Here is a 24,460-nt window from a genome sequence, read left to right on the forward strand (position 1 = left end):
ACCGACCCATATCGAGATAATTCAATCTTCATCGGAATAAATCGACCGATGAGCGTGATAAATCGATCTTTCATCCAAATAAATCTAACCAATTCCCTTTCAAAAAAAAATAAGACTCCAGATGTCTGGAGTCTTATTTTAATATTAAGCGTTAATGTTATTTGGGTTTAAGGCGTTTTCAACACTTACGTAGTTGTAGCCTAGGTCTGTTGCAACTGCTTCAAACGTGATTTCACCGTTCGCCACATTGACGCCTTTTGCAAGTGCATCATTTTCAAGGATCGCTTTGATGGCGCCTTTGTTTGCGATTTGCAGTGCAAATGGCACTGTTACGTTAGTTAAAGCAACTGTAGAGGTTTGAGGCACTGCACCTGGCATATTTGCCACTGCGTAATGCACTACTCCATGTTTAACATAAGTAGGGTTATCATGTGTTGTTATGTGGTCAACCGTTTCGAAGATACCGCCTTGGTCGATTGCAACATCGACAATGACTGAACCTGGAGACATCGATTTAACCATTTCTTCAGTAACGAGCTTAGGAGCTTTAGCACCTGGGATCAATACAGCACCAATCACTAAATCAGCATCTTTGACTGCTTCTGCAATATTATAAGGATTGGAGATGAGTGTAGTCAGTTCATTTCCGAAAATATCATCAAGTTGACGTAGGCGGTCAGGGCTTAAGTCAAGAATTGTAACATCTGCGCCTAATCCTATAGCGATTTTAGCAGCATTCGTTCCAACCATTCCTCCGCCGACAACAGCGACTTTACCACGTTTCACTCCAGGAACTCCGCTTAAGAGGATTCCTTTACCACCGTTATTTTTTTCCAGGAACTGAGCACCGATTTGTGCAGCCATGCGTCCTGCAACTTCGCTCATTGGTGTCAATAAAGGAAGTGTGCGGTTCACTGCAACCGTTTCATAAGCAATGGCCAAGACACCGCTTTCTTTTAGGGCCTGAGCTAGTGCCGGTTCAGCCGCAAGATGCAAATATGTGAAAAGGATTAAATCTTTTCGGAAATATTTATATTCAGATGAGATAGGTTCTTTTACTTTCATGATCATTTCTGTGCTTGCCCAAACGCTAGCAGCGTCCTCGACTATTACAGCACCAGCTTCTTGATATGATTCATTTGTAAAACTGCTTCCTAGACCTGCGTTCATTTCGATTAATACTTCATGCCCTGCATTGACTAATGCTACAACCCCAGCTGGAGTGATAGCTACACGGTTTTCATTGTTTTTAATCTCTTTTGGAATTCCTATTCTCATCTTAATCCCTCCAATAATATGTTTTACTATTTGTATCACAAGTATAGTTGGAAATAGAAACAGTTAGTATGTGGAAATTAGAAAAATGAAAAAGGTGTATTTGTGGAATTCCACAAACGCAATATCAATAAACATGGACTCGTCAGGAACAAGACCCCTGATTCATATCATAAACGTTAGAAAATATAACGCTGAAGTTAATTTTTCGAAATAGGTTCTTGGATGCGCTCTAAAATCCGTCTTTTTTTATAAAGCATGATTCCCGTATCGGCCATATCGGCAATCATCGATCGATTGGTAAGGGCTCCAAAGATTATTCCAGCAACAGGAACCATTTGCAAAAGCTTTTTCCAGCCAAACTGATCGCGGTATGTATAAACGACTTCTCGCCATCCTTGCAGCTCGGATGCTATTTCCCTTTTTGATTCGGAATCAGGCAGGTGCATTTTCGACAGTTCATTTAATAGTGCTTTTTTGCCTACAACATCCGATGTTGTGAATTGCAGACATTTGACGATGAAAATACGCTCTTGACGGTCACTGGGATCGAACCCATATGTGATGGCGATATCTTGAAGTGTTTTAATCGACATGCCGAGTAGAAGGGGGATGTCGATGGCTAAGGTGAAGATTCCGCCAATACCGGTAGTGGCACCTTGAACCGTTGCCAATTTGCTGCCTGAATTTTTAATATCTTGACTCACGCTATCCATTATATGGAGGGGAATGCTTGATACATCTTCCAGGGAAGTAATTTTCAACTCGGGGTTCTTGGCCTGTAGCTGACTTAGAATTTGAGCTTCTTTCGTTAAATATTTTCCGCCATTCTGAATATAGCTGCCGATTTCATCAAGCATGACACCCAATTTTTTCTGAATGAAATCCGGTGTCAGCTTATCCAATAGTTTGAAGGGGATTCGCCCAATCCGTTCCCAAAACCATAGCCCTTTCTGATCCTTCTCCCATTTTTCAATGGTTATTAATTCCTTCTCAAGTTCTTCTTTTGTTTCAAATTTCATATGATCAGCCTTTCCACATTTCTAGTATTCCATATCAGGGAATTTATCATTAATTTTTCTTGAAAAATTTATCATATTGATCAAGTTTAATGTTAAGAAAGAGGGACATTTTTTGAATCGGGTCTTTTAACCGGATATTTCCCACCTCTGAAATCCTTTTTAATCGGTAATTCAATGTATTCACATGGATATGAAGATTTCTTGAAGCTTCATTTGGGTTGCAGTCCTTTTCTAGATAGACAGTGAGTGTCTGCAGCATTTCCGTCTGGTTTTTCATGTCATATGCTTTTAGCTTCAGGATGGAAGGATGAACATGACGTTGTTTGTTGCTTGCGAGCGATTCAATCATTTGAAACATGCCAAGTTCCTCATAATGTAAGATGAGCTTCATGTCATCAGGGAAAATAGTCTTCATTTTTAGAGTGTATTGAGCTTCATCGTAACTTGTTTTAACATCCAATAAGTTTTTATACATATGGCCAGCCGTTCCAAGGATATGCTCAACACCGAAACGCCGTTTCATTTCCAAAATGAAAAAAGGGATGAAATCATAAATCGATGATGTGAAAGAAGGGCTGTTTTCCTGGTTGGCTCCTGCAAAAAGAATGAGCTTGTTATGGTCAATCGCAAATAAGGAACTGTTTATCTTTTGCGTAGTCGTTAACATGTATGAAATGTATCGCTCTACTTCCCGATTGATCTCTTCAGGAAATTCGAATACCAATATGGAAAAAACCACCGGAACATGTAAGGAGAATTTCGTGAAATTTTCAATTATTTCCGATTCTTCTTGGTAGTGTCCAGTCAGCATGCGCCAAAGGAACTCTTGATTACCCGCTTCTTTCCTTTTCTTTTTCAATTGCAATTGCTGTAACTGGTTTTTCGCCTCTTTGGCAGCGAATTGCAGAAATTCCATATCTTCTTCGGAGAAAGGTTCATTTACTTCTAAAGCCCAAATGAATCCAAGGACTTCATTATTTTTCCGAATGGACACCGCAGCCCTGTTACCGAGACCGACATCATTGATGGCCCCGATCTTAATGGGGGCATCTTCTTTCAATAAAGCTGGGATGAAGCCATCTTTCCATAAACTGTTGATGACTTTTTCAGGGACGCGTCTTCCGATTATGGTCATGATACGAGCCTGATCCGTAGTATCATCGTGTGTGCTATAAGCAAGTAAGCGGTGATTACCGTCCTCGATTGTAATGGGGCAACCTAAAACAGAACTGATTCTATCGGCAAACTCCATCATATCTCCATAAAGGTCTTTAAAAATATCTCTATTTTTTTCTAATTCCTTCATTTTTTTGTGCCCCTCGCTTAAAAAAATTCCTTCTCCTTGAATTTTAAACGATTTCCTATTAATAAGCATAGATAAATCCATTCATAAAACAGAAAATCCCTGCCGACGGAAATCGGAAGGGATTTTTTTATTTTAGAATAGGAAATTAATCAAAAGATAAATCAAACCTGCTAATGTTGCCGAGATGGGAATGGTAATGAACCAAGTGATGATCATTCTTTTTGCCGTTCCCCATTTTACGCCTTTGACACGATGGGCGGTTCCAACTCCAAGGATTGAAGAGGAAATAACATGGGTAGTACTGACTGGCATGTGTATTACGGTCGCGCCGAAGATGATAAAGGCTCCGGTTAAATCCGCTGCAACACCATTGACCGGACGGATCTTCATAATTTTGCCGCCAACGGTTTTAATGATTTTCCATCCACCTACGGAAGTTCCAAGTCCCATTGCTAACGCACAGGAAAATTGAACCCAGAAGGGGATATCGGCATTTGATGCATAACCATTTGCAATAAGTGCCATCGTGATGATACCCATCGCTTTTTGAGCGTCATTCGTTCCGTGGGTATACGATTGAAGTGCTGCAGTAGCAATCTGTATAGTACGAAATTTTTGGTTTGTTTTTGTCAGGTTATTGTTCTTAAAGACCACTTTAAAGATGCTGTATACGATAAACCCGATTGCAAAAGCAATTAACGGGGAGAAGATCAAAGCTTGAAGAATTTTCATGAATCCTTCCCATTTAATTCCGGCGAATCCAGCTGCAGCAATGGCGGCACCTGCAATCGAACCAATCAATGCGTGGGAGGAACTGCTTGGTATTCCGTAATACCAGGTAAGAAGGTTCCATATGATCGCGGCAAGCAGAGCAGCCAAGATTACATATGAACCATTCGGAAGTGTGAACGGATCCACGATATCTTTGGTTATGGTCTTCGCTACTCCAGTAAATGTCATAGCTCCGACGAAATTCATGATAGCTGCCATGATGATGGCATGCCGAGGCTTCATGGCCTTTGTTGAAACAGCAGTGGCTATTGCATTGGCTGTATCATGGAAACCATTGATGAAGTCAAATGCTAAAGCAAAGAAAACGATTAATATTGTTAAAATTAATAAAGTATCCATTTATTGGGGTACTCCTTAGGCGTTTTTCATTATGATTGTTTCAAGTGTATTGGCCACTGCTTGACAGTGATCGGCAATCTCTTCAAGGCTTTCGTAAATTTCTTTATATTGAATGATCCTGATTGGATCTTTTTCAACTGTAAACAAGTTTTTGATTGATTGACGTTGGATCCCGTCACAAACGGATTCAAGATCTTTAATTTTGATTGCATTTTCACGAATCATTGGTAATTTTTTAGTGGATAGTGTATCGACAGCTGTTTCAATCTCATACGTACACTGCTTGATTGCATCCACAAACTTAAGCATATACTCATCTGCATTGACTATTGAGTACATTTCAAATAATGCGGCACAGTGTTCCAAACCGTCTATGACATCATCCATTCTCATGGTTAGTTCAAGGATATCCTCGCGTTCGATAGGAGTGATAAAGGCATTGTTCAGCTCTTTAATCACGTTATGAACCATTGAATCGCCTTTATGCTCATAATCTTTCATAGTATCTGAAAATACTTTTAGATCGGAGATGTTTTTGAGTTTATAATCCGCGAAATAGTCAGCACCTTCTTTAAGGTTTTGAGCAATGTTGAAAAGCATTACTGCGAATTTGTCTTTTTTTGATTTAAAAGCCATGTTAAAGCCTCCCAATTAGTCATGCAATTTTACACACTTTTATCGTACGTTTAGTATTAACAAATTGATTGTAACGAATTCATGTAGTCTCAGGGAAGGTTTTTCGACGAAAATTTACAAAATCTTAATAAAACTTTACAAACAAAAACAAGGATAAGTAAAAAATGGGAAACAGTTGCCACTTACAAAGGCGATATTTGTAGAAAAAAGCCTTCCCGAAGTGGAAAGGCTGAAGGTTCTATAAAAATAAAGCAATTAAATAATAAATAATTCCAGCTAATGAAGCGGAAATCGGCAAGGTAATGAACCAAGTAATCAACATGCTTTTAGCAGTTCCCCATTTTACGCCTTTGATACGGTGTGCAGAACCGACACCAAGTATGGAAGAAGAAATGACATGTGTCGTACTGACCGGCATATGCAGGAATGTGGCACCGAAAATGATTGCTGCACCAGTCATATCTGCAGCCACCCCATTAACCGGCCGTATTTTCATGATTTTACCGCCAACGGTTTTGATGATTTTCCAACCTCCGATTGATGTACCAAGCGCCATGGCTATTGCGCAGGATAATTGTACCCAGAAGGGAACTTCCGAGGTAGAGGCATATCCGTTAGCGATTAAAGCCATCGTGATGATACCCATCGATTTTTGAGCGTCATTCGTTCCGTGTGTATAAGACTGGATGGCTGCCGTGAGAATTTGTATTCTCCTGAATCGCTTATTGGTCTTTCCTAAATTATTATTTTTGAATACTACCTTGAAGATACTGTATACAATGAATCCAAGCGTAAAGGCAAGGATGGGAGATAGAATCAATGCCTGGATAATTTTAGTGAATCCACTCCATTTTATTGCATCGAATCCACTAGCCACGATGGCCGCTCCTGCTATTGACCCAATGATTGCATGTGAAGAACTGCTTGGAATGCCGAAATACCAAGTGATTAAATTCCACGTTATTGCAGAGAGCAGAGCAGCAAGGATTACATAAGAGCCGTTGTTTAATGTGAACGGATCAACGATATCCTTCGTAATGGTATGCGCTACACCGGTAAAAGTCAGTGCTCCCAATAAATTCATGACCGCAGCCATGATGATTGCATGACGTGGTTTAAGCGCCTTGGTTGATACTGCTGTAGCGATGGCATTAGCCGTATCATGGAAACCATTGATAAAATCAAAGACCAAAGCAAATATAATAATTAGCGCTGTTAAGATGAATATGCTATTCATACATGGAAGACTCCCTTGATTTCAAGTATATAATGTGAATTTGGATTGTGGCCCATGATTGGGCGCAGTACAGGACAGTTTGCAACCCCTCATTATTTAAAATGGGAGTTTTTAAGGTTGATTATTTTTTAAAGATGGCACCTTCTTTATTACTTGGTTTTAAAACGAACTATTTCATTGTAACGAATTTCATATCTATAAGGATAGACGTTTGGTCATTTTTTTACAAAATATTTAACTTAGTGAAGGATTTAATGACAAATTATTCATTTAATTATATTAAAAGGATAATGGGACTTTTTAAATCCCGAGGCTTATGGTTAGAAATAGAAGTTGGGGCGATGTATAATTGGTAAATAAAAGTAAGGGGGATGAAGGATGATTTCAAATATTGCGGAAACGATCACTCTACATAACGGAGTTCAAATGCCACAGTTGGGTTTCGGTGTATTCAAAGTGAAAAATGGCAAAGAAACGGTTGAATCCGTTAAGAAAGCAATCCAAGTAGGATATCGAGCGATTGATACGGCAGCCATTTATGAAAATGAAGAAGGTGTTGGACAGGCGATTCGGGAGAGCGGAGTACCTCGTGAAGAATTGTTCATAACATCTAAAGTATGGAATACGGAACAAGGATACGAAACCACGCTTCAGGCATTTGATGATAGTTTAAATCGCCTTGGGCTGGAATATTTGGATTTATACCTGATTCACTGGCCTGGAAAAGATAAATATCTGGAAACATGGAGGGCGCTGGAAAAGCTTTATAAGGATGGAAAAGTGAAATCTATCGGTGTAAGTAATTTCCATGTTCATCATTTGGAAAATTTACTTGCAAATAGTGAAGTGAAACCGGTCGTAAATCAAATCGAATTGCATCCACTTTTGACTCAAGTCGAAATTCGTGATTACTGTGCAAAGCATGAAATAAAGGTGACATCATGGAGCCCGCTAGGCAGGGGGAACTTATTGGAAGAACCAACAATTAATCATATAGCTAAGAAGCACGGGAAAAGTTCAGCGCAAGTGTTAATTAGATGGCATCTTCAACATGATCTCGTAGTAATACCCAAATCGATTACGCCGTCCCGTATCGAGGAAAATGCACAGGTATTTGATTTTTCATTAAGCCTTAACGAAATGAACCAAATAGATGCCTTGAACAAAAATGAACGGTTCGGAAGCAATCCAGATGAACTTTTGTTCTAAATAAGAATGTTGAAAATGATAGGAGGATGTCCCGATAAAGGGGCATCCTTTTTCTTTTTTCTTTATGAACATAATTGACACAGTTACTGCTTATACTAACTATGTGACAGAGTTAAGCATATTGTATACCCGTTTATTATGACTAATAATCCTATTTCCGTTGCCAAATATTTTTAAATAAAATTAGGTTTTAGATTAGTTAAACGGGGAAAATAATGAGTACAGCGGCAAACAAAAAGAAAAACACACTAACACATTGAGGATTGTCAAATCAGTTCCTCAGGGGCTCTAGCTAGCTAATTCTACCCAATAACTAAAACATTCACATTCATTAGATATTGTGCGTAATCGGCATCATACCATTTGGATGTAAAAGTTAAAAGAACTGAAGGCATGACAATATGGAAGTGTGATGAAATTTCTTGGAGTCTGCTGTAGATAGTAAAAAATCAACTAATTAGAAGGAGGAAATATATTATGGGATTTTTATGGTCATTAATTATCGGAGGTATCATCGGTTGGTTAGCAGGTATGATCGTTGGACGTGACGTACCATTTGGAATTATCGGTAACATCATCGCTGGTTTTGTTGGTGCATGGTTAGGTTCATTAATTCTTGGGAACTGGGGACCGTCAGTAGCAGATTTCGCTATTATTCCAGCATTGATTGGTGCTATCGTGTTTGTCTTCATCTTAAGCCTTATCTTAAAAGGCATGAGAAAAGCTTCATAAATACAAAAATAAAGCTGGCCCAAGTGGCCAGCTATTTTTTTATACTGAACCGGAATTGAATTTGTCTGCGATGCGGAAAACCCGACCGTAGAGCAGTATAATTAGTCCCAGAACCAAATAATCCGTCCGTTAGTGCATTAAAAAACACCGTTCCGAAATGGAACGGTGTTTTTCAATTATCGAATATTTCAGGTTTATCCAGGAAAGGAGCTTCAATAATCAATTTTTCTTCGGAAATGGGGTGGATGAATTCGATTTTCCTTGCATGCAGGGCTTGACGTGGAAATGTCCTTCTTCCGCCATACAGGGTATCTCCAGCCAAGGGGTGATTCAAATGGCTGAAATGGACCCTGATCTGGTGGGTTCGGCCGCTTTCCAAGGTGCAGCTGACGAGCGTCAAGTTTTTCTTGGGATTACGATTGAGCACCTGATAATGGGTAACTGCCGTCTGGCCTGTAGGGGATACCCTTCGTCTCGTGGCATGGTGGCGGTCCCTGCCAATTTTTTCTTTGATTTCGCCTTCATCCTTTTTAATGTTTCCTTCAACTAATGCAAGATAAGTCCGTTTGATTTCCCTTTCTTCCAACATTCTGTCCAGCATGGACCCAATGAGGCGGTTTTTGGCAAAAAGGACCGCACCGGTGGTATCTTTATCAAGTCTATGAATATGCTTGATCATACAGTTCTGGCCAGTTTGTCGAAGGTGGTGCGCTACTCCATTGATGAGGGAGTGTGCTTCACCGGGGTGAGAAGGGTGAGTATCCATTCCAGCCGGTTTATTGGCTATCAACAACACGTCATCTTCATATAAGATGGATATTCTTAAGTCAGCCGCTTTAACCGGTTCATTTTCAACGTGATCAAGCAAGGGAATGCATATCGTATCTCCTTCAGTAAGGACAGTTGACCATGTGACGGAATGGCCATTCACTGTCACTTCTTTACTCATCCTCCATTCATGGACCAACTTCTTTGGGGCTTTCCACCGCTCCCTGAAAAGCTTTTCCAATGTTAATCCATTCCAACTTTGAAGAACTTCTATTATTAAATGTTGGTTAGTTATTTTGAAATCTTCCAATTTCATTCCTACTTTCGACTTATTTGGTTGTGGTCAAATGAAAAAAATATATAATAATTACAGATAAGTCATAAAAAAGTGATCTTGGACCTATTGTCAAGATTTCCGTGGTGGAAATTACCACATTTTTTTTACAATTTTTATGTTATTCTATGGGGAAAGAAATGGCTTGTCCTAGAATATACATATATTAGATAGGTCTAACGGATCTGAAAAAAGGTGGTTTTTTTAGTGAAGACAGTCTTTTCTTCAACGGAAGAGCAAGAGCAAGAAATAGCGAGCCTCGTTTCTCGTTTCTACGAATCTGTATTTCCGAAATACTTCACGGAAAGTGAAATCCTTCATTTTCGCGAGATTGGCGTTTTGGAGCCCAATCAAGGTTCTTTTACCTACTTTGCAACATTAAGAGATGCATTTCAAGTAATGACATGTCTTCAAGTCCTCATGTCGATATTAGACAAACAGAAGAAAGCAGATTCTATTGTGTTGGAATCTAAATCTGAAGAATTGTTCCAACATAACATCACTCTATTGAATGAATACGGAATATTCTTCCCTTTTTATTATGACCATTTTTCCTGTATAAACCATGAACTGAGTAATGATATGCAGATGATGGATATGCAGGTGGCGAATCAATATTTAGTATAAGGGATAAAAAATGAGCCGGCTATAACGGGAGAAGCATTTCCGTTAGGGCCGGCTCATTTTTTCCATCCTTAATTAATATCGTGGTCCTTGAACCATTTCTCGAAGGTTACCTCTTCATTAAAGCCAACGATCCGTTCTTGTTCTTGTCCATTTTTATAGTGAACGATGGTCGGAGTCTTTTTGATGCCATAATCGCTCCATCCTTGTTCAAATTCCTTAAGGTTGTATTGAACTAGGTCGATTCCCAACTTTTCTGCCAAAGGCGCAACGATTGGTGTGGTTTTTTGACAGTGCGTGCAAGTAGGACTATAGAAATAAACGGTCATATCTTTATTATCCTGGAGGTCCTGCTCCAATTCTTCCGGCAGTATCAAGTTTTGATAATTGGGATCATCCAGCTGATCGACAGTAGCGGGATGAAGCTTATCCTTCCCGTATGGATTTCCTTTTGATTTTTCTTCCTTTTTCATGTTTGTAAAAACGCCCAGCAGGACAAATATCGCGACGATTATCACTAAAAATATAGCCATTTTCTTCATTAAGCTGCAACCTCCTTGGATCTTGTCCATATGATGTAACTGCATATGAAAATAATGATGAATGCAGTCAAGGCTAGGAACGGGATGGTAATGAAACCAAATATGTTTATATATTGTCCTGTACATGGAACCCTTCCGCATGCAAGGGTGTGATCAGAAAAGAATGAAACCTTTTGTATCAAATAATGGTACGTGGAAATGAATGCACCGATAGCGGATAATATCATGGTATAAAAGCTGATCCAATAATCTTTTCGAATGATTGCAATTCCTAAAATGATTGTAAAAGGATACATGATGATCCGTTGATACCAACAGAGCGCACATGGTTCATATTGCTTGATTTCAGAAAAATATAAGCTTCCAAACATAGCAATGATGGAACCAGCCCAGGCTACAAATAATAAGTTTTCCACACTGCGTTTTGTATTGTTCATGGTTCCTCTTCCCCATCTCTTTTTGCTCTCATGAAAAGTATAGTATGTATGGACGGCGTCTGTAAAATATATATTCTTTTTAAGGGACATTCAGAATGGATTTTATCAATGCCTTGGGCAGGTTCAGGTGTTTTAATTTTTGAATAAGGGGTATAATTCTTATGGAAGAGATTAAAGGAGTCTGAGGAAAATGCCTAATTTGGACCTGCATAAATATGAAAAAATAATGGAAATACGTAATATGAGGCTAGGAGACATAGATGAAATAATTGCTTTGCAGTCGAGTTGCTTTCCTGGAATGGTTCCTTGGAAGCGAAATCAGCTTGAGAGCCATCTGGAAATTTTTCCGGAAGGACAGTTTGTAGCTGAATATGATGGAAAAGTGATTGGCTCATGTTCCAGCCTCATTATTAATTTTGACGAATATGATGATCGCCATACATGGGACGATGTAACAGATGGTGGGTACATCACTAACCATAATCCGGACGGTTATAATTTATATGGAATCGAGGTCATGGTCCATCCTAAATTCCGCAGGATGAAAATTGGTCAAAGACTATATGATTCTAGGAAAGAACTTGTTGCCCAATTGAATTTAAAAAGCATCATTATCGGAGGCAGGATCCCCAATTACCATAAACATGCGGAGGAACTGTTACCAAGGGAATATGTGAAAGAAGTGCAATTGCATAAAATATATGATCCGGTACTTTCGTTCCAGCTTTTAAATGGGTTCACGCTAATGAGGATCAACCCGAATTATTTGCCGGATGATCTGCAATCCAATAAGTATGCTACGCTCATGGAGTGGAATAACGTCGATTATCAGCCGAAAACAAAACGTTATTATAAAACATCTGAACCGGTACGGATTTGCGTCGTGCAATATATGCTGCGTAAAATCGATTCATTCGAAGACTTCGCTAACCAAGTCGAGTATTTCACCGACGTCGCTTCGGATGCTAATGCGGATTTTGCCGTATTCCCTGAATTGTTCACCACCCAGCTGATGTCTTTCCTAAATGAAAGATCACCAAGCTTGGCTGTACGGAAACTGTCCGACTTCACGGAGCAGTACATTGAATTATTTACCACTTTAGCTGTGAGGTATAACATAAATATCATCGGCGGATCCCATTTCGTAAAAGAAGATGATGACAACATCTATAATATCGCTTATTTATTCCGTCGTGACGGGACGATTGAAAAGCAATATAAAATTCACATTACACCGAATGAAAGAAAATGGTGGGGCATCAACGCAGGTGACCGCGTTCGTGTCTTTGATACAGACTGTGGAAAGATTGCCATACAAATTTGTTATGATATTGAGTTTCCGGAACTTGCCCGGATTGCTACCGACATGGGAGCCAAAATCATATTCACTCCATTTTGTACAGAAGACAGGCAAGGCTATCTGCGCGTTCGTTATTGTGCCCAGGCCCGTGCTGTGGAAAATCAAATCTATACAGTCATTTCCGGAACGGTCGGGAATCTTCCGCAAACGGAAAATATGGATATCCAATATGCTCAATCCGGAATTTTCGCTCCATCGGATTTCGAATTTGCACGTGACGGCATAGTCGGGGAAACCAGTCCGAACCTAGAGATGGTCCTGATTGGTGATGTTGATTTGGAAATCTTACGCCGGGAGCGGCAGTCCGGTACTGTAACGCAATTGAAAGATCGCCGCCATGATATTTACAAACTGCATTATCAAAAAGGCGAAAAATAAAGCGAAAAAAGGGCTCGTGATGTGAAGAACGCTGGATGCGGTTCTGTTCATTACGAGCCTTTACTTCATTTATTGGAATAAATGTGATAATTTTGTATATGTAAGCTGATACATAATAATTACAAATCAGGCGTTTGGGAGGAGATGTTGGAGATGAACTGGAAATCTTTATACACCACTTGGGCAGAGTACCATAATTTAAATGGGGAATTACGTGTCCTCCTTGAGGAAATGCAGCGGGATGAAGCAAAACTCGAAGATGCCTTTTATAAGAATTTAGAATTTGGAACAGGCGGAATGCGTGGGGAAATTGGAGTCGGAACGAACCGGATGAATCTTTATACTGTAAGGAAGGCAACGGTTGGGTTGGCTCATTTTATCTCATCGTTTGGGGAAGAGGCAAAAGGAAGAGGGGCCGTGATTGCTTATGATTCACGACATAAGTCCCCGGAGTTTGCACTCGAAGCAGCTAAAACCTTGGCAACTTTCGGGATAAAGGCTTATTTATTCGATGAATTGCGTCCGACACCAGAATTATCATTTGCGGTTCGCGAGCTTAATGCTTTTGCTGGAATCGTCATCACGGCAAGCCATAATCCGCCTGAATATAATGGTTACAAGGTTTATGGACCAGATGGGGCCCAATTGCCACCTGAAGGAGCGGATCAAGTGATCGGCTACGTGAATGCCATTGAAAGTGAGCTTGAAATTCAGATTGAAGAAGCAGAAGTCCTTAAAGGGCGGGGCCTCATTGAAATGATTGGGGAGGAATTGGATGCAGCGTATAACCGGGAGTTGCTCACAGTTCCCGAGAACCCACAGCTTGCCGAGGAAATTGATGTGTCAATCGTCTTTACACCTCTTCATGGAACGGCAAATAAATCCGTCAGAAGGGCACTGCAAAGCTTAGGGTATCAAAATGTGCATATCGTTAGGGAACAGGAACTTCCAGATCCGGATTTTTCGACTGTCAAGTCTCCAAATCCTGAGGAACCGGCTGCATTTGAAATGGCGATAGAGCTTGGAAACAAAGTGGAAGCCGACTTATTGATAGCAACGGATCCGGATGCCGATCGACTTGGGATTGCCGTGAAAAACGAGATGGGCCAATATGTTGTCCTGACTGGAAATCAAACAGGTGCCCTTTTCCTGGATTATTTACTGTCCCAGAAAAAAGAAAAAGGGAAGATTCCTGAAAATGGAGTCGTCTTAAAAACAATCGTCACATCAGAAATCGGTCGGACGATTGCGAAGTCGTATGGCTTGCAGACGGTTGATGTGCTTACCGGGTTTAAGTTCATCGCCGAGAAAATAAATCAATATGATGAAAGCGGGGAAAATAGCTTTCTGTTCGGATATGAAGAAAGCTACGGTTATCTGATAAAAGACTTTGCACGTGATAAGGATGCCATTCAAGCGGCAGTGCTGGCTGTCGAGGTCTGTGCTCATTATAAAAAACAGGGATTGACACTATATGAAGGGTTACTGAATGTGTTTGAAAAGTACGGCTTCTACTTGGAAGGATTGCGTTCATTAACTTTAAAGGGCATTGAGGGAGCGAAACAGATTCAAGGAATATTGAATGAATTCCGTCAAAATCCTCCTGCTCGAATAGCAGGCATCCCGGTAGTCGTTGAAGAAGATTATCAAAGCAGCAAAAAGCGTACATTACTTTCAAATGGTGAAGAACAGATCGAGCTTCCGAAATCAAACGTATTGAAGTATTTCCTTGAAGATGGTACATGGGTTTGCCTCCGTCCTTCAGGCACTGAACCAAAAATTAAATTCTATTTCGGTGTCCAAGGTGAATCAATGCAAGAAGCTGAGTCCAAGTTATCTGGAGTCATGACAGATTTCATGAGCAAGATTGAAGCATTAGTTTAAATGGATGAAAAGATAAACGAAAGACTTAGGTCTTTCGTTTTTTTCGGGTAAAGTGAATGAAAGTTGACTCTGGGAATTTCCAGTAGCATGAATAATCAAAATTCTAGGAATTTCCGTTTCAGTTTTGGTATACTGTATTGGCGAGTGATCTCGGAAAACATCGATTAATTATTGTATTTAGAGTGAACAGCATATAGGAATAATGGAGGTATATATTCATGAAATTAGTAATCATTAATGGTTCACCACGTAAACAAGGGCGTACAGGTATAGCCTCACGCTACATTTCCAAGAAATACGGAGCGGAACTTATTGATTTAAGCAATAGTGAGATCCCTTTATATTCAGGTGAAGGTGAGCAATATCAATTGGACGTGATTCAAGGTCTTCGCAAAAGCATCGGGGAAGCGGATGGCGTGATCCTGGCCACTCCGGAATATCACGGTTTAATGAGTGGAGCTTTGAAAAATGCCTTGGATTTTCTTAGCAATGAACAATTCACGCATAAGCCAGTCGCTTTATTAGCCGTCTCCGGCGGAGGAAAAGGCGGGATCAACGCCTTGAATTCCATGAGGACAGTGGGCCGCAGTCTGTATGCAAATGTGATTGCCAAACAACTGGTTTTGGATCCACATTGCTTCGATTATGAAAGTGATGGTTTATTTGAAGAATCTGCCGTACTTGTTGAAGGTTTAATTGAAGATCTTAAAATGTATGCAACTGCATATGCAACAATGAAAAAATAATGAAATGAGGGTCAGGTATTTAATACCTGACCCTTCCATATTTTTATAGGGTTTCACCAGCCAAAGTTAAATCCCCGAAAATCAATCTTCTTGTATAAATTTTCCCGTTTAGCAAAAACTATAGTTGATTTTAGCTTGGAAGTTCACTTAAATAATCACTTGTTTTTTCTGCCGCATGATCCAGATAACGAAGCAGAGCATACAACTGGGATTGAATGATTTGATAATCATGCTCAAACCGGTAAGCGTGCAAAAAATGTTCTATTTTTTTCGAAAGAAAGTGATCTTTCGTTCGAACCATCAATACTAACAAGCTGTCCCAATCGGAACGGTGTGTGTGAAACAATGCCTGATCATAATCCGCAATCCTCATGTAGTTCTCCCCCTTAATAAGGAGCTATTTGTATTTTGTTCAGATCGGACAGAATATCTCCTTACAATAAGTGGCGATGTATTTGGACCGCGGTTGTTGCTTTTTACCTGAATAAAAATAAAAGGTGAGTACATGAGAAAACTAATGGTAATTGGAATATTGGTCCTGCTTTTTTTTCCTGAAACCACACTGGCACAAGAAGTGTATTCCCCTGAACAGATGGAAATGGATCTTCAAGGGATCCAAAACAAGTATGAATTGGACGTTCAAATAATCGGACAAACAGAAAAGGGGAAAAATATAAAGGCAGTCAAGTTAGGAAAAGGAAAAAAAACGATTATGCTTGTTGGATCACATCATGGTCGGGAATGGCTCAGCTCCAAAATTCTGATGAGCATGCTTGAAGACTATGCAGCCGCCTATCGAGCGGGCAAACCTGTTGAAGGATATCCGTCAAGATCATTGGATGAAGTTAGCATCTGGTTTATCCCGATGCTGAATCCAGATGGAGTCAGCATCCAGCAAGGTGATTTATCAAACTTAAATATACTTGAAAAGGCAGCAGTATGGAAAATGAATCGATATAGCAAGAATTGGTCGCGATGGAAAGCTAATGCCAAAGGCATTGATTTAAATAGGCAGTATCCGGCTGGGTGGAAAGAAGTCATGAGTCATGAAACAAAGCCAACTTATCAATTTTATAAGGGCGAACAACCACTTGAAGCAGCTGAAGTGAAGGCGCTTGCGGAGTTCACAAGGGAAATCGATCCCCTTATTGCCGTTTCCTATCATACTTCAGGAAGGGAAATCTTTTGGCATTACAAAAATAAACGGGAAAATATGGCGAGGGATTATGGGATTGCCAAAAAAACTTCGGAATTGACTGGGTATGAACTGACCTTTCCGGAAAAGGAAGCGGTAGGAAGCGGATTTACGGATTGGTTCATAACGGAATTCAGCCGCCCGGGAATGACAATCGAACTTAGTTATTTAGTGGATGAAACCAATCCTCCATTGACTGTATTTCCTGAGGAATGGAAGAGGAATCGATTAGTTGGAATCATGCTTGTAAAAGAAGCGATGCAGGTGCATAACAAATGAACAATTTTACATAATAATATCAAGAGGAAAGTATGAGGAGGAAAAGATTTTGAAAAAAGTCATCGTGATGTTAATGGGGATTTTTTTGATTATACAAGCAGGGTCCATTTCAGCACAAGCCCAAAAACCAGATTACGAAAAATACGGAAAGATTGCGATCACCGTAGTGCAGGCTGATTATCCTGAAGTTGAGATTACCGATTATGCCTATAAGGGGAGAAAAACTGTAGCGAAAAATCTTGTCGAAGACGATTTCAGATTTTTAGTCGAGGATAAAGGAAATCAGTTCACTGTAATCGTGACCGTACAACATGATTTGAAAAATGAAAAATTACTTAGTTTAAAGGTCACCGAGCAAAAAGGAAAGTGATTTAAGAACAAACGGAAAATCAAAGGTTTGTATCCTGTTCAACATCTTCACTTCGAGAAGATGTTTTTTTCTGATTTGATTAAAAGAATGTCCAAAAAATGGTAGATCTCGGATGAGTTGCCAGTGGGAAGTGATACTATCCGTTCCTTGATATATGCTGCCATGAAGTTTTCATTGCATTTATGAGCAGCTAACCAGTATAGTTAGTATCAGATTGAAACAATAAGCTTGATAGTAGGGGTATTAGAAAATGAGAAAGTTTAAGAAAGTTTATGTGGAAATTACTAATATATGTAACCTGAAGTGTAATTTCTGTCCAAGCTCCAGCTTGCAAAGGACGCTGAAATTCATGGATCCTGAAGGGTTTACGCGTGTAATCGAGAAAATCAAACCACACACCGATCATATTTACTTTCATTTGATGGGTGAACCATTTTTAAATAAAAATTTGGGTACATTCCTGGATATCAGTGCTGAAAATGACCTGCAGGTGAATATAACAACGAACGGCACTTTGATTCAAAAGGTCAAAGATAAGCTGCTCTCCAAAAAAGCCCTTCGTCAGGTGAATATTTCACTTCATAGCTTCGAGGCAAACGATACGAGCAACAGTCTTGACTCATATGTCAGCAATATTGCCGATTTCATAAATGAAGCAAATGAAAAAAGTGAAATGATTTGTGCCATTCGATTATGGAATATGGATACGGATGAACTAAAAGCGAGTAATGGCCTGAACGACGATATTCTCAGCATGTTGGAAGAAAAGCTTTCATTGGACGTTCGCTTAAGTGAAGCCCTTCAGCAAAAGAATAATATTAAGTTGAAGGACCGTGTATATATAAACATGGCTGAAAAATTCGAGTGGCCGGAATTGGACCGTGACATTATAGATGAGAATATTTTCTGCTATGCTCTTAGAGATCAGTTAGGCATCTTGGTGGATGGTACAGTCGTACCTTGTTGTTTGGATAGTGAAGGGAAAATTCCACTGGGTAATATATTTGAAACGTCACTTGAAGACATTTTAAATGGTGAACGGGCTAAAAATATGTATGACGGCTTTTCAAGAAGATGTGCAGTTGAAGAATTATGTAAACGATGTGGCTATGCAAAGCGTCATAAAAAATAAATGAAGGAAAACCAAGGAGTCCATCTTCGTGGTTTCAGACTGCAGACAAACTTGATGAAAACTCAGTTTGCCTGCAGTTTTTTATTTAACAAGTTCAGTTGATTTCAGAAATCCGCTCCCTTTCCGCCGACTGTCTGCCAGGCCCCCTCGGTGCAAGCGCCTTTGGTGTCTCGGCTAGCCAGTAATTCGGCAGGAGTGTCGCAAATTTCTTCAATCCAATGAGGATTACAGTAAAAAACCATAAAGACCGGAGCACTTTATTCGTCCCGCTTTACTGTCTTGGGCCGTTGACGCAGTTTATCGACCAAAACCACACTTTATTCAGCCGTTCACGCACTGTATTCGACCTACCCCGCACATTATTCGGCCGTTGAAGCACGATATTCGACTGTTCACGAATTTTTTTTTGACCTTCATCTCACTATTCGGACTCCGAACACCATTTTGTCGCCAAGCTGAAATTACGGAGTTCATCTTCGTGGTTTTTTTGCGATTTAAGGACAGTAACCACCTTCTTGTTAAAAATTCTGAATATTATTGTTTTATTGAAAATCCCATGATAAAATACTCTTTATTATTGACGAAGCGAAAACTTCATATTGGAATATTTAAAGTTTTGGATTCATATCTTGCAATAGAGGGGATGTTTTATGGATTTACAGCAAAAAGTTAAAGAGGTGTTCCCTGATTTATCAACTGGCCAAAAAAAGGTAGCAAAATACTTGTTAGTACATTCACATACATTTGCAGTCACTTCAGCTCAAAAGCTCGGAAAAGATATAGGCGTGAGTGAAACGACCATCATCCGCTTTTGTTATTCATTGGGGTTAAGCGGATTTGCGGAACTTCAAAAACTTATTCGCAATCAGTTGATATTCGAGAGCAGCAGTTTGAATGAATATCATTCTTCAAAACTTGAAGCTGCGAATCAGCCAAACTTCATGGCTCAAGTGATGGGGCAGGATATCGTCAGCATCGAAAAGACAATCAAAAATTTATCAAATGAAGATTTCTCCAAAACAATTGATAAATTGGCGGCAGCAGACAATGTATTGGTATCAGGACATCGATTATCATTTTCGGCAGCACATTGGTTAACCTTTACGCTTAGGCTAGTAAGGGAAGAGGTCCATTTATATAGGCCGGATACAGATGATATTTTTTTATTGCTGAATAAAATGACTGAAAATTCCGTTTTTGTGGCCATTTCATTTCACCGTTATGTGAAAGAGACTGTGAAAATCACGGAAATGGCCAAACAAGCCGGGGCATTTGTTATTGGCGTTACGGATTCTGAACTGGCTCCAATTGCTGACTTCACTGACATTTTATTGCCCATTTCAACACCTAGGACTTCCACTATCGATACGGCACCGGTTTTATTCTCATTATTGAATAGTTTAGTAGCAGGTGTATCGATTAAAGATGAACAGGGTTTTAAAGAGAGAAAAGCTATATATGACGCGTTCAATCAAGACAATTATTTCTTTTGAGATAAACATCAGTTCGAGATGCAAACCGATTAACCGGGATATAAGGGGGAGACATAAATGGATATCACACAATCAATCGAAAAATTAAGGCCGCGTATCATCGATATCTTCGACCATTTACACGCACATCCTGAAACGAGTTGGAATGAGGTGAATACGACAGCTTTCATTTCAAATATTTTAAGGGAAAATCAGTCTACGGTAAAAACATTCGAAGACTGTACAGGAGTGATTGGGGAAATCGGGGATGGGAATTTCACAGTCGGGTTACGATCGGATATCGATGCACTTTGGCAGGAGGTACATGGGACGTTTCAGGCCAATCATTCCTGTGGACACGATGGGCATATGACCTTGGCCCTTGGAGTATTCCTGGTATTGAAGGAAATGGACTTTCGACCAAGAGGTAAGCTGAAATTCATTTTTCAACCTGCTGAAGAAAAAGGTACAGGTGCCTTGAAGATGATTGAAGAAAAAGTTTTGGATGATGTGGATTTCCTTTATGGGGTGCACTTAAGGCCAGTCGAGGAAGTGAAGGATGGGCAGGCTGCACCAGCGATTGTACATGGAGCCGCCCGGTTCATTAAAGGAGAAATAGTGGGAACGGATGCACATGGAGCCAGACCGCATCAAGGACAAAATGCCATCGAGATAGGAGCGGCATTCATCACTTTGTTAAATGGGATCCATCTCAATCCATCCATCCCTTATTCAGTAAAAATGACGCAGTTTTTTGCTGGTGGTGAAAGTTCCAATATCATCCCGGGGAGAGCCACATTTTCATTGGATTTACGGGCTCAGGATAATGCAGTGATGGAAGAGCTCACCCGAAAAGTGGAAAAGGTTGCAGAATCTTTGGCCATTGTCCATGGAGTTGATGTGAAACTCGAACCGGGGACTAAAGTTGCTGCAGCAACCGTGAACGATCAAGCCCAGGAAATAATGGCTGAAGCGATAGCCGATACACTTGGGGAAGAAAATCTGGTAGCGCCAGTCATTACAACAGGAGGAGAAGATTTTCATTTTTATACGTTGAAAAGACCTGAAATCAAAGCGACGATGCTTGGATTGGGCTGTGATTTGACACCAGGGCTCCATCATCCGAACATGACGTTCAACAAAGATGCTTTGTTATCGGGAATTGAAATCCTGACAAAGGCCATCATTCTTACTTTCGAGAAATATGGAGAGGGGGTCCACTTACATGACTGATGAATTAATCATTAAATCCCTATCGACACTAGAGGATTTACAAGAAGTGCAGCGACTTGAAATCCTTGTATGGGGCATGGATTGCGTTCCTACCCATCAGACGATTACCGCAGTCAAAAACGGAGGGCTCGTTTTAGGTGGTTACATCAATGGCCAGTTAGTGGGATTTCAATACAGTTTCCCAGGATTTAAGGATGGAAGGGTGTTTCTTTGTTCACATATGTTAGCCATCCATCCGGATCATCAAAAGAAGGGCTACGGTAGATTGCTTAAACTGGCACAACAAGAAGAAGCACTCAAAAAAGGCTACGACTTAATCACATGGACGTATGATCCATTGGAAAGTGTGAACGCAAACTTGAATATCGGTAAACTAAAAGCGGTTTGTTCAACATATATGGAAGATTGTTATGGAGATATGAAGGATGCCCTCAATGAAGGATTGTCGACTGATCGGTTCATGGTGGAATGGAATATACGGCAGGAAGCAAATGAAGAGCCCCCACTTCCTGATAAAGCCACACATATCGTAACCACTGGAATGAATGACCAAGGCTTTCCTTACATCAAGGATTATCATTTGGAAACCAATGCCGATGTGGTCGCCATTCCCATTCCGACGGATATTCAAAAAATCAAAAAAGGTGATCTCAGCCTTGCGATAGATTGGCGGTCGAAAACGGGTGAATTATTCAAAACGCTTTTTGCCAATGGGTATGTTGCAGTCGGAATAGCTCGGGAACAAGGTGAAGACATTCAAAACTACTTATTAAAAAAACAAGAATAAAGGGGGAATCCAGATGAAAATAAAAGAAGTGCGTTTACGCCATCTAAATATGGATTTGATAGCTCCATTTACAACAAGCTTTGGAACATTTGTAGATAAGGAATTCATACTTGTGGAAGTGAAAAATGGAGAGGGGCTTTCAGGTTGGGCTGAATCAGTGGCGTTTTCAGCACCTTGGTATAACGAAGAAACCATAAAAACCAATTGGACCATGCTGGAGGATTTCTTGATTCCGCTTGTATTGGATAAAGATATAGAACATCCTCGTGATGTATCGGATATGTTCTCGCACATACGGAAAAATAATATGGCAAAATCGGCAATCGAGGGAGCTATCTGGGATTTATATGCAAAAGAAAAGAATGTTCCATTAAGTATGGCTTTAGGCGGGGAACTGGAAAAAATCGATGTTGGAATCAGTATCGGCATCCAAAAAACGGTCCCCGAATTATTGAAGAAGATAGAAGATGGATTGAAGGATGGGTATAAAAGAATCAAAATAAAGATTCAACCAGGTTGGGATGTTGATGTAATCAGGGAAGTGCGCAATCGATATCCCGATGTACCGATCATGGCAGATGCAAACTCCGCTTATCGGATGAAAGACATCGAATTACTGAAACAACTTGATCAATTTGATTTAATGATGATTGAGCAGCCTTTGTCATCAGATGATATTGTCGATCATGCCACATTACAAGCGGAAATCAAAACACCGATTTGTTTGGATGAAAGTATACATTCCGTGGAAGATGCAAGAAAAGCCCTTGAATTGGGAAGCTGTAAAATCATTAATATCAAGATCGGCAGGGTAGGCGGTTTAACGGAAGCGAAGAAAATACATGATTTATGTAAAGAAAGAAATGTTCCGGTTTGGTGCGGGGGGATGTTGGAATCCGGTGTGGGACGTGCCCATAATATCGCATTGACAACACTTGATAACTTCACGATGCCTGGTGATACGGCGGCATCTGCGAATTATTGGCATAAGGACATCATTAAACCAGAGGTTACAGTGAAAGATGGAGTCATAACTGTTCCAAAGGCGGCAGGCATCGGCTATGAAGTCGATTACGCTGCGGTCGATGAATTCACTTCCTATAGTAAAAGATATACAAATTGATAAAAGAACAAGGTTGGAATAGTAACTCTACCCAGCTTCATGGGCGATGGCTCGTTAAAATTAATGAAGCTGGGAAGCTATTACGGAACAGTGATGAGAGGAAGATATTTTTTTAACTCAAATTGTCAGAATAATCATTTAATTGAAGGTGGAATTGGATATGAAAAACAGTATAAATCTTGCAGGTGCATATATTGGAATCATCATTGGAGCAGGCTTCGCCTCAGGACAAGAAGTATTACAATTCTTCACGAGCTTTGGAATCTACAGTGTATTGGGAATTGTGGTGGCGACAGCTTTATTCTCGTTTTTAGGCATGCAAGTTACACAATTGGGGAGCACCCTCAAAACACGCTCCCATAAAAACATCATCGATCATATTTGTGGCCGCTATTTAGGCAGGGTGGTCGATATTATTATCACATTTTTTTTGTTTGGAGTTACAGTCATCATGATTGCTGGTTCCGGAACGATTTTTGAAGAACAATTCGGGGTACCCAGTATAGCTGGTGCAATTCTCATGACTGTGCTGACGATAGGTACGCTTTTACTTAATGTTAATAAAATAATGTCCATCATTAGTGCTGTAACACCATTTTTATTTGTTATCATGATTATTATTTCAGGTTATTCATTTTTCACCTCCAATCTAAATTTCAATGAAATCATATCTTCTTCTAGTAAAGGGAATGCTGCAACCGGAAATTGGATGATGGGTTCATTACTTTATGTTTCATATAATATGACGGCCGGAATTGCCATGCTAGCCGTAATGGGAGGGACCATTAAGAATAAGAAGGAGGCTGGTATGGGAGGCCTTCTAGGAGGTATTGGATTGGGGATCTTGCTATTCTTGATCAATATGGGGATGATGTCCGACTTGAAGGGCATAGAAGGCTCAGGGATGCCTACCCTTCATTTAGCGAATCAGATTTCTCCATGGTTGGGATATATCCTATCAATCATCCTTTTAGGGATGATTTATAATACCTCGGTCGGGATGCTGTATGCATTTACAGCCAGGATGGTGCCTGCCGACACGAAACGCTTCAAGATATCCGTGATTATGGTGGGAATCCTCGCATTCCTTGCAAGTTTCGTTGGCTTCATTAAATTGGTTGGAACAGTATATCCAGTCACAGGATATTTAGGATTTGTAATCATTGCTGCGCTTATCATATCCTGGATCCGTTCAAAAGCGAAAAAAGGGGCAGTGACTATGGAACTCGCGAAATTATAATAGGGAAG

The 24,460-nt window shown here is 40.1% G+C and carries 25 protein-coding genes; 14 read left to right on the top strand and 11 right to left on the bottom strand.

Going from position 1 to position 24,460, the window contains the following annotated elements:
* Positions 1 to 144: 144 nt before the first annotated feature.
* From ald to QUF78_RS05665, 6 genes are all read right to left on the bottom strand, one after another.
* Entirely contained in the window at positions 145 to 1,278 is a 1,134-nt protein-coding gene (gene ald / locus QUF78_RS05640) for an alanine dehydrogenase (RefSeq protein WP_289317734.1), read from the bottom strand.
* A gap of 197 nt (positions 1,279 to 1,475) precedes the next feature.
* Positions 1,476 to 2,297: an EcsC family protein gene (locus tag QUF78_RS05645; RefSeq protein WP_289323904.1), complete on the bottom strand. Its 822-nt coding sequence runs from the start codon at positions 2,295 to 2,297 to the stop codon at positions 1,476 to 1,478.
* A gap of 49 nt (positions 2,298 to 2,346) precedes the next feature.
* Complete coding sequence (locus QUF78_RS05650) at positions 2,347 to 3,603, bottom strand: PucR family transcriptional regulator (protein WP_289323905.1); 1,257 nt, start codon at positions 3,601 to 3,603, stop codon at positions 2,347 to 2,349.
* Positions 3,604 to 3,735: 132 nt separating this feature from the next.
* The gene (locus QUF78_RS05655; protein ID WP_289317731.1) at positions 3,736 to 4,734 is read right to left on the bottom strand and encodes an inorganic phosphate transporter; all 999 of its coding nucleotides are present in this window, start codon (positions 4,732 to 4,734) and stop codon (positions 3,736 to 3,738) included.
* A gap of 15 nt (positions 4,735 to 4,749) precedes the next feature.
* Positions 4,750 to 5,370, bottom strand: coding sequence for a DUF47 domain-containing protein (locus tag QUF78_RS05660; RefSeq protein ID WP_289317730.1), 621 nt, complete (start codon positions 5,368 to 5,370; stop codon positions 4,750 to 4,752).
* 238 nt (positions 5,371 to 5,608) lie between these two features.
* Positions 5,609 to 6,607: an inorganic phosphate transporter gene (locus QUF78_RS05665; RefSeq protein WP_289323906.1), complete on the bottom strand. Its 999-nt coding sequence runs from the start codon at positions 6,605 to 6,607 to the stop codon at positions 5,609 to 5,611.
* A gap of 378 nt (positions 6,608 to 6,985) precedes the next feature.
* Between QUF78_RS05665 and QUF78_RS05670 the strand changes: the two genes are divergently transcribed.
* Both QUF78_RS05670 and QUF78_RS05675 read left to right on the top strand, forming a co-directional pair.
* Complete coding sequence (locus tag QUF78_RS05670; RefSeq protein WP_289323907.1) at positions 6,986 to 7,816, top strand: aldo/keto reductase; 831 nt, start codon at positions 6,986 to 6,988, stop codon at positions 7,814 to 7,816.
* Positions 7,817 to 8,293: 477 nt separating this feature from the next.
* Positions 8,294 to 8,548 carry a GlsB/YeaQ/YmgE family stress response membrane protein gene (locus QUF78_RS05675; protein ID WP_170946860.1) on the top strand — a complete coding sequence of 85 codons (255 nt, stop codon included), beginning with the start codon at positions 8,294 to 8,296 and terminating at the stop codon, positions 8,546 to 8,548.
* A gap of 172 nt (positions 8,549 to 8,720) precedes the next feature.
* Here the strand turns inward: QUF78_RS05675 and QUF78_RS05680 are convergent, their stop codons facing one another.
* Positions 8,721 to 9,632 carry an RluA family pseudouridine synthase gene (locus tag QUF78_RS05680; RefSeq protein ID WP_289323908.1) on the bottom strand — a complete coding sequence of 304 codons (912 nt, stop codon included), beginning with the start codon at positions 9,630 to 9,632 and terminating at the stop codon, positions 8,721 to 8,723.
* Positions 9,633 to 9,857: 225 nt separating this feature from the next.
* Here QUF78_RS05680 and QUF78_RS05685 point away from each other — a divergent pair, with 225 nt between their 5' ends.
* Positions 9,858 to 10,277: a DUF5365 family protein gene (locus QUF78_RS05685; protein WP_289323909.1), complete on the top strand. Its 420-nt coding sequence runs from the start codon at positions 9,858 to 9,860 to the stop codon at positions 10,275 to 10,277.
* A 68-nt stretch (positions 10,278 to 10,345) separates the two neighbouring features.
* Here the strand turns inward: QUF78_RS05685 and QUF78_RS05690 are convergent, their stop codons facing one another.
* Positions 10,346 to 10,816: a thioredoxin family protein gene (locus tag QUF78_RS05690; protein WP_289323910.1), complete on the bottom strand. Its 471-nt coding sequence runs from the start codon at positions 10,814 to 10,816 to the stop codon at positions 10,346 to 10,348.
* Entirely contained in the window at positions 10,816 to 11,253 is a 438-nt protein-coding gene (locus QUF78_RS05695; protein ID WP_289323911.1) for a disulfide oxidoreductase, read from the bottom strand. Before QUF78_RS05695 ends, QUF78_RS05690 begins: the two co-directional genes overlap by 1 nt.
* A gap of 190 nt (positions 11,254 to 11,443) precedes the next feature.
* Here QUF78_RS05695 and QUF78_RS05700 point away from each other — a divergent pair, with 190 nt between their 5' ends.
* The 3 genes from QUF78_RS05700 (at position 11,444) to QUF78_RS05710 (ending at position 15,621) form a co-directional block, all read left to right on the top strand.
* The gene (locus tag QUF78_RS05700; protein ID WP_289323912.1) at positions 11,444 to 12,991 is read left to right on the top strand and encodes a bifunctional GNAT family N-acetyltransferase/carbon-nitrogen hydrolase family protein; all 1,548 of its coding nucleotides are present in this window, start codon (positions 11,444 to 11,446) and stop codon (positions 12,989 to 12,991) included.
* Positions 12,992 to 13,144: 153 nt separating this feature from the next.
* Positions 13,145 to 14,875, top strand: a complete 1,731-nt coding sequence (locus QUF78_RS05705; protein ID WP_289323913.1) for a phospho-sugar mutase — start codon at positions 13,145 to 13,147, stop codon at positions 14,873 to 14,875.
* Positions 14,876 to 15,093: 218 nt separating this feature from the next.
* Positions 15,094 to 15,621 (top strand): NADPH-dependent FMN reductase, encoded by a 528-nt coding sequence (locus QUF78_RS05710; RefSeq protein WP_289323914.1) that lies wholly within the window; start codon positions 15,094 to 15,096, stop codon positions 15,619 to 15,621.
* Between the two features lie 130 nt (positions 15,622 to 15,751).
* Here QUF78_RS05710 and QUF78_RS05715 read toward each other — a convergent pair whose 3' ends face one another.
* Entirely contained in the window at positions 15,752 to 15,994 is a 243-nt protein-coding gene (locus QUF78_RS05715) for a YhdB family protein (RefSeq protein WP_289323915.1), read from the bottom strand.
* 132 nt (positions 15,995 to 16,126) lie between these two features.
* Between QUF78_RS05715 and QUF78_RS05720 the strand changes: the two genes are divergently transcribed.
* From QUF78_RS05720 to QUF78_RS05730, 3 genes are all read left to right on the top strand, one after another.
* A complete protein-coding gene (locus QUF78_RS05720) occupies positions 16,127 to 17,095 on the top strand; it encodes a M14 family zinc carboxypeptidase (protein WP_289317720.1) in 969 nt (322 codons plus the stop codon).
* A 49-nt stretch (positions 17,096 to 17,144) separates the two neighbouring features.
* On the top strand, positions 17,145 to 17,465 hold the full coding sequence (locus tag QUF78_RS05725; protein WP_289317719.1) for a DUF3889 domain-containing protein: 321 nt from the start codon (positions 17,145 to 17,147) through the stop codon (positions 17,463 to 17,465).
* Between the two features lie 250 nt (positions 17,466 to 17,715).
* Complete coding sequence (locus QUF78_RS05730) at positions 17,716 to 18,597, top strand: radical SAM/SPASM domain-containing protein (protein ID WP_289323916.1); 882 nt, start codon at positions 17,716 to 17,718, stop codon at positions 18,595 to 18,597.
* Between the two features lie 94 nt (positions 18,598 to 18,691).
* On the opposite strand, the gene QUF78_RS05735 is transcribed toward QUF78_RS05730, so the two are convergent.
* The gene (locus tag QUF78_RS05735; RefSeq protein WP_289323917.1) at positions 18,692 to 18,853 is read right to left on the bottom strand and encodes a hypothetical protein; all 162 of its coding nucleotides are present in this window, start codon (positions 18,851 to 18,853) and stop codon (positions 18,692 to 18,694) included.
* A 394-nt stretch (positions 18,854 to 19,247) separates the two neighbouring features.
* Between QUF78_RS05735 and QUF78_RS05740 the strand changes: the two genes are divergently transcribed.
* From QUF78_RS05740 to QUF78_RS05760, 5 genes are all read left to right on the top strand, one after another.
* The gene (locus tag QUF78_RS05740; RefSeq protein ID WP_289323918.1) at positions 19,248 to 20,090 is read left to right on the top strand and encodes a MurR/RpiR family transcriptional regulator; all 843 of its coding nucleotides are present in this window, start codon (positions 19,248 to 19,250) and stop codon (positions 20,088 to 20,090) included.
* Positions 20,091 to 20,147: 57 nt separating this feature from the next.
* Positions 20,148 to 21,302 carry a M20 peptidase aminoacylase family protein gene (locus QUF78_RS05745; protein ID WP_289323919.1) on the top strand — a complete coding sequence of 385 codons (1,155 nt, stop codon included), beginning with the start codon at positions 20,148 to 20,150 and terminating at the stop codon, positions 21,300 to 21,302.
* Positions 21,295 to 22,089, top strand: a complete 795-nt coding sequence (locus tag QUF78_RS05750) for a GNAT family N-acetyltransferase (RefSeq protein ID WP_289323920.1) — start codon at positions 21,295 to 21,297, stop codon at positions 22,087 to 22,089. The genes QUF78_RS05745 and QUF78_RS05750 overlap by 8 nt, the downstream gene beginning before the upstream one ends.
* 13 nt (positions 22,090 to 22,102) lie before the next feature.
* On the top strand, positions 22,103 to 23,212 hold the full coding sequence (menC, locus tag QUF78_RS05755) for an o-succinylbenzoate synthase (protein WP_289323921.1): 1,110 nt from the start codon (positions 22,103 to 22,105) through the stop codon (positions 23,210 to 23,212).
* A 160-nt stretch (positions 23,213 to 23,372) separates the two neighbouring features.
* A complete protein-coding gene (locus tag QUF78_RS05760; RefSeq protein ID WP_289323922.1) occupies positions 23,373 to 24,452 on the top strand; it encodes a YkvI family membrane protein in 1,080 nt (359 codons plus the stop codon).
* Positions 24,453 to 24,460: the final 8 nt, after the last annotated feature.

It is taken from the genome of Peribacillus sp. ACCC06369, from assembly GCF_030348945.1.
Lineage (GTDB): Bacteria > Bacillota > Bacilli > Bacillales > DSM-1321 > Peribacillus.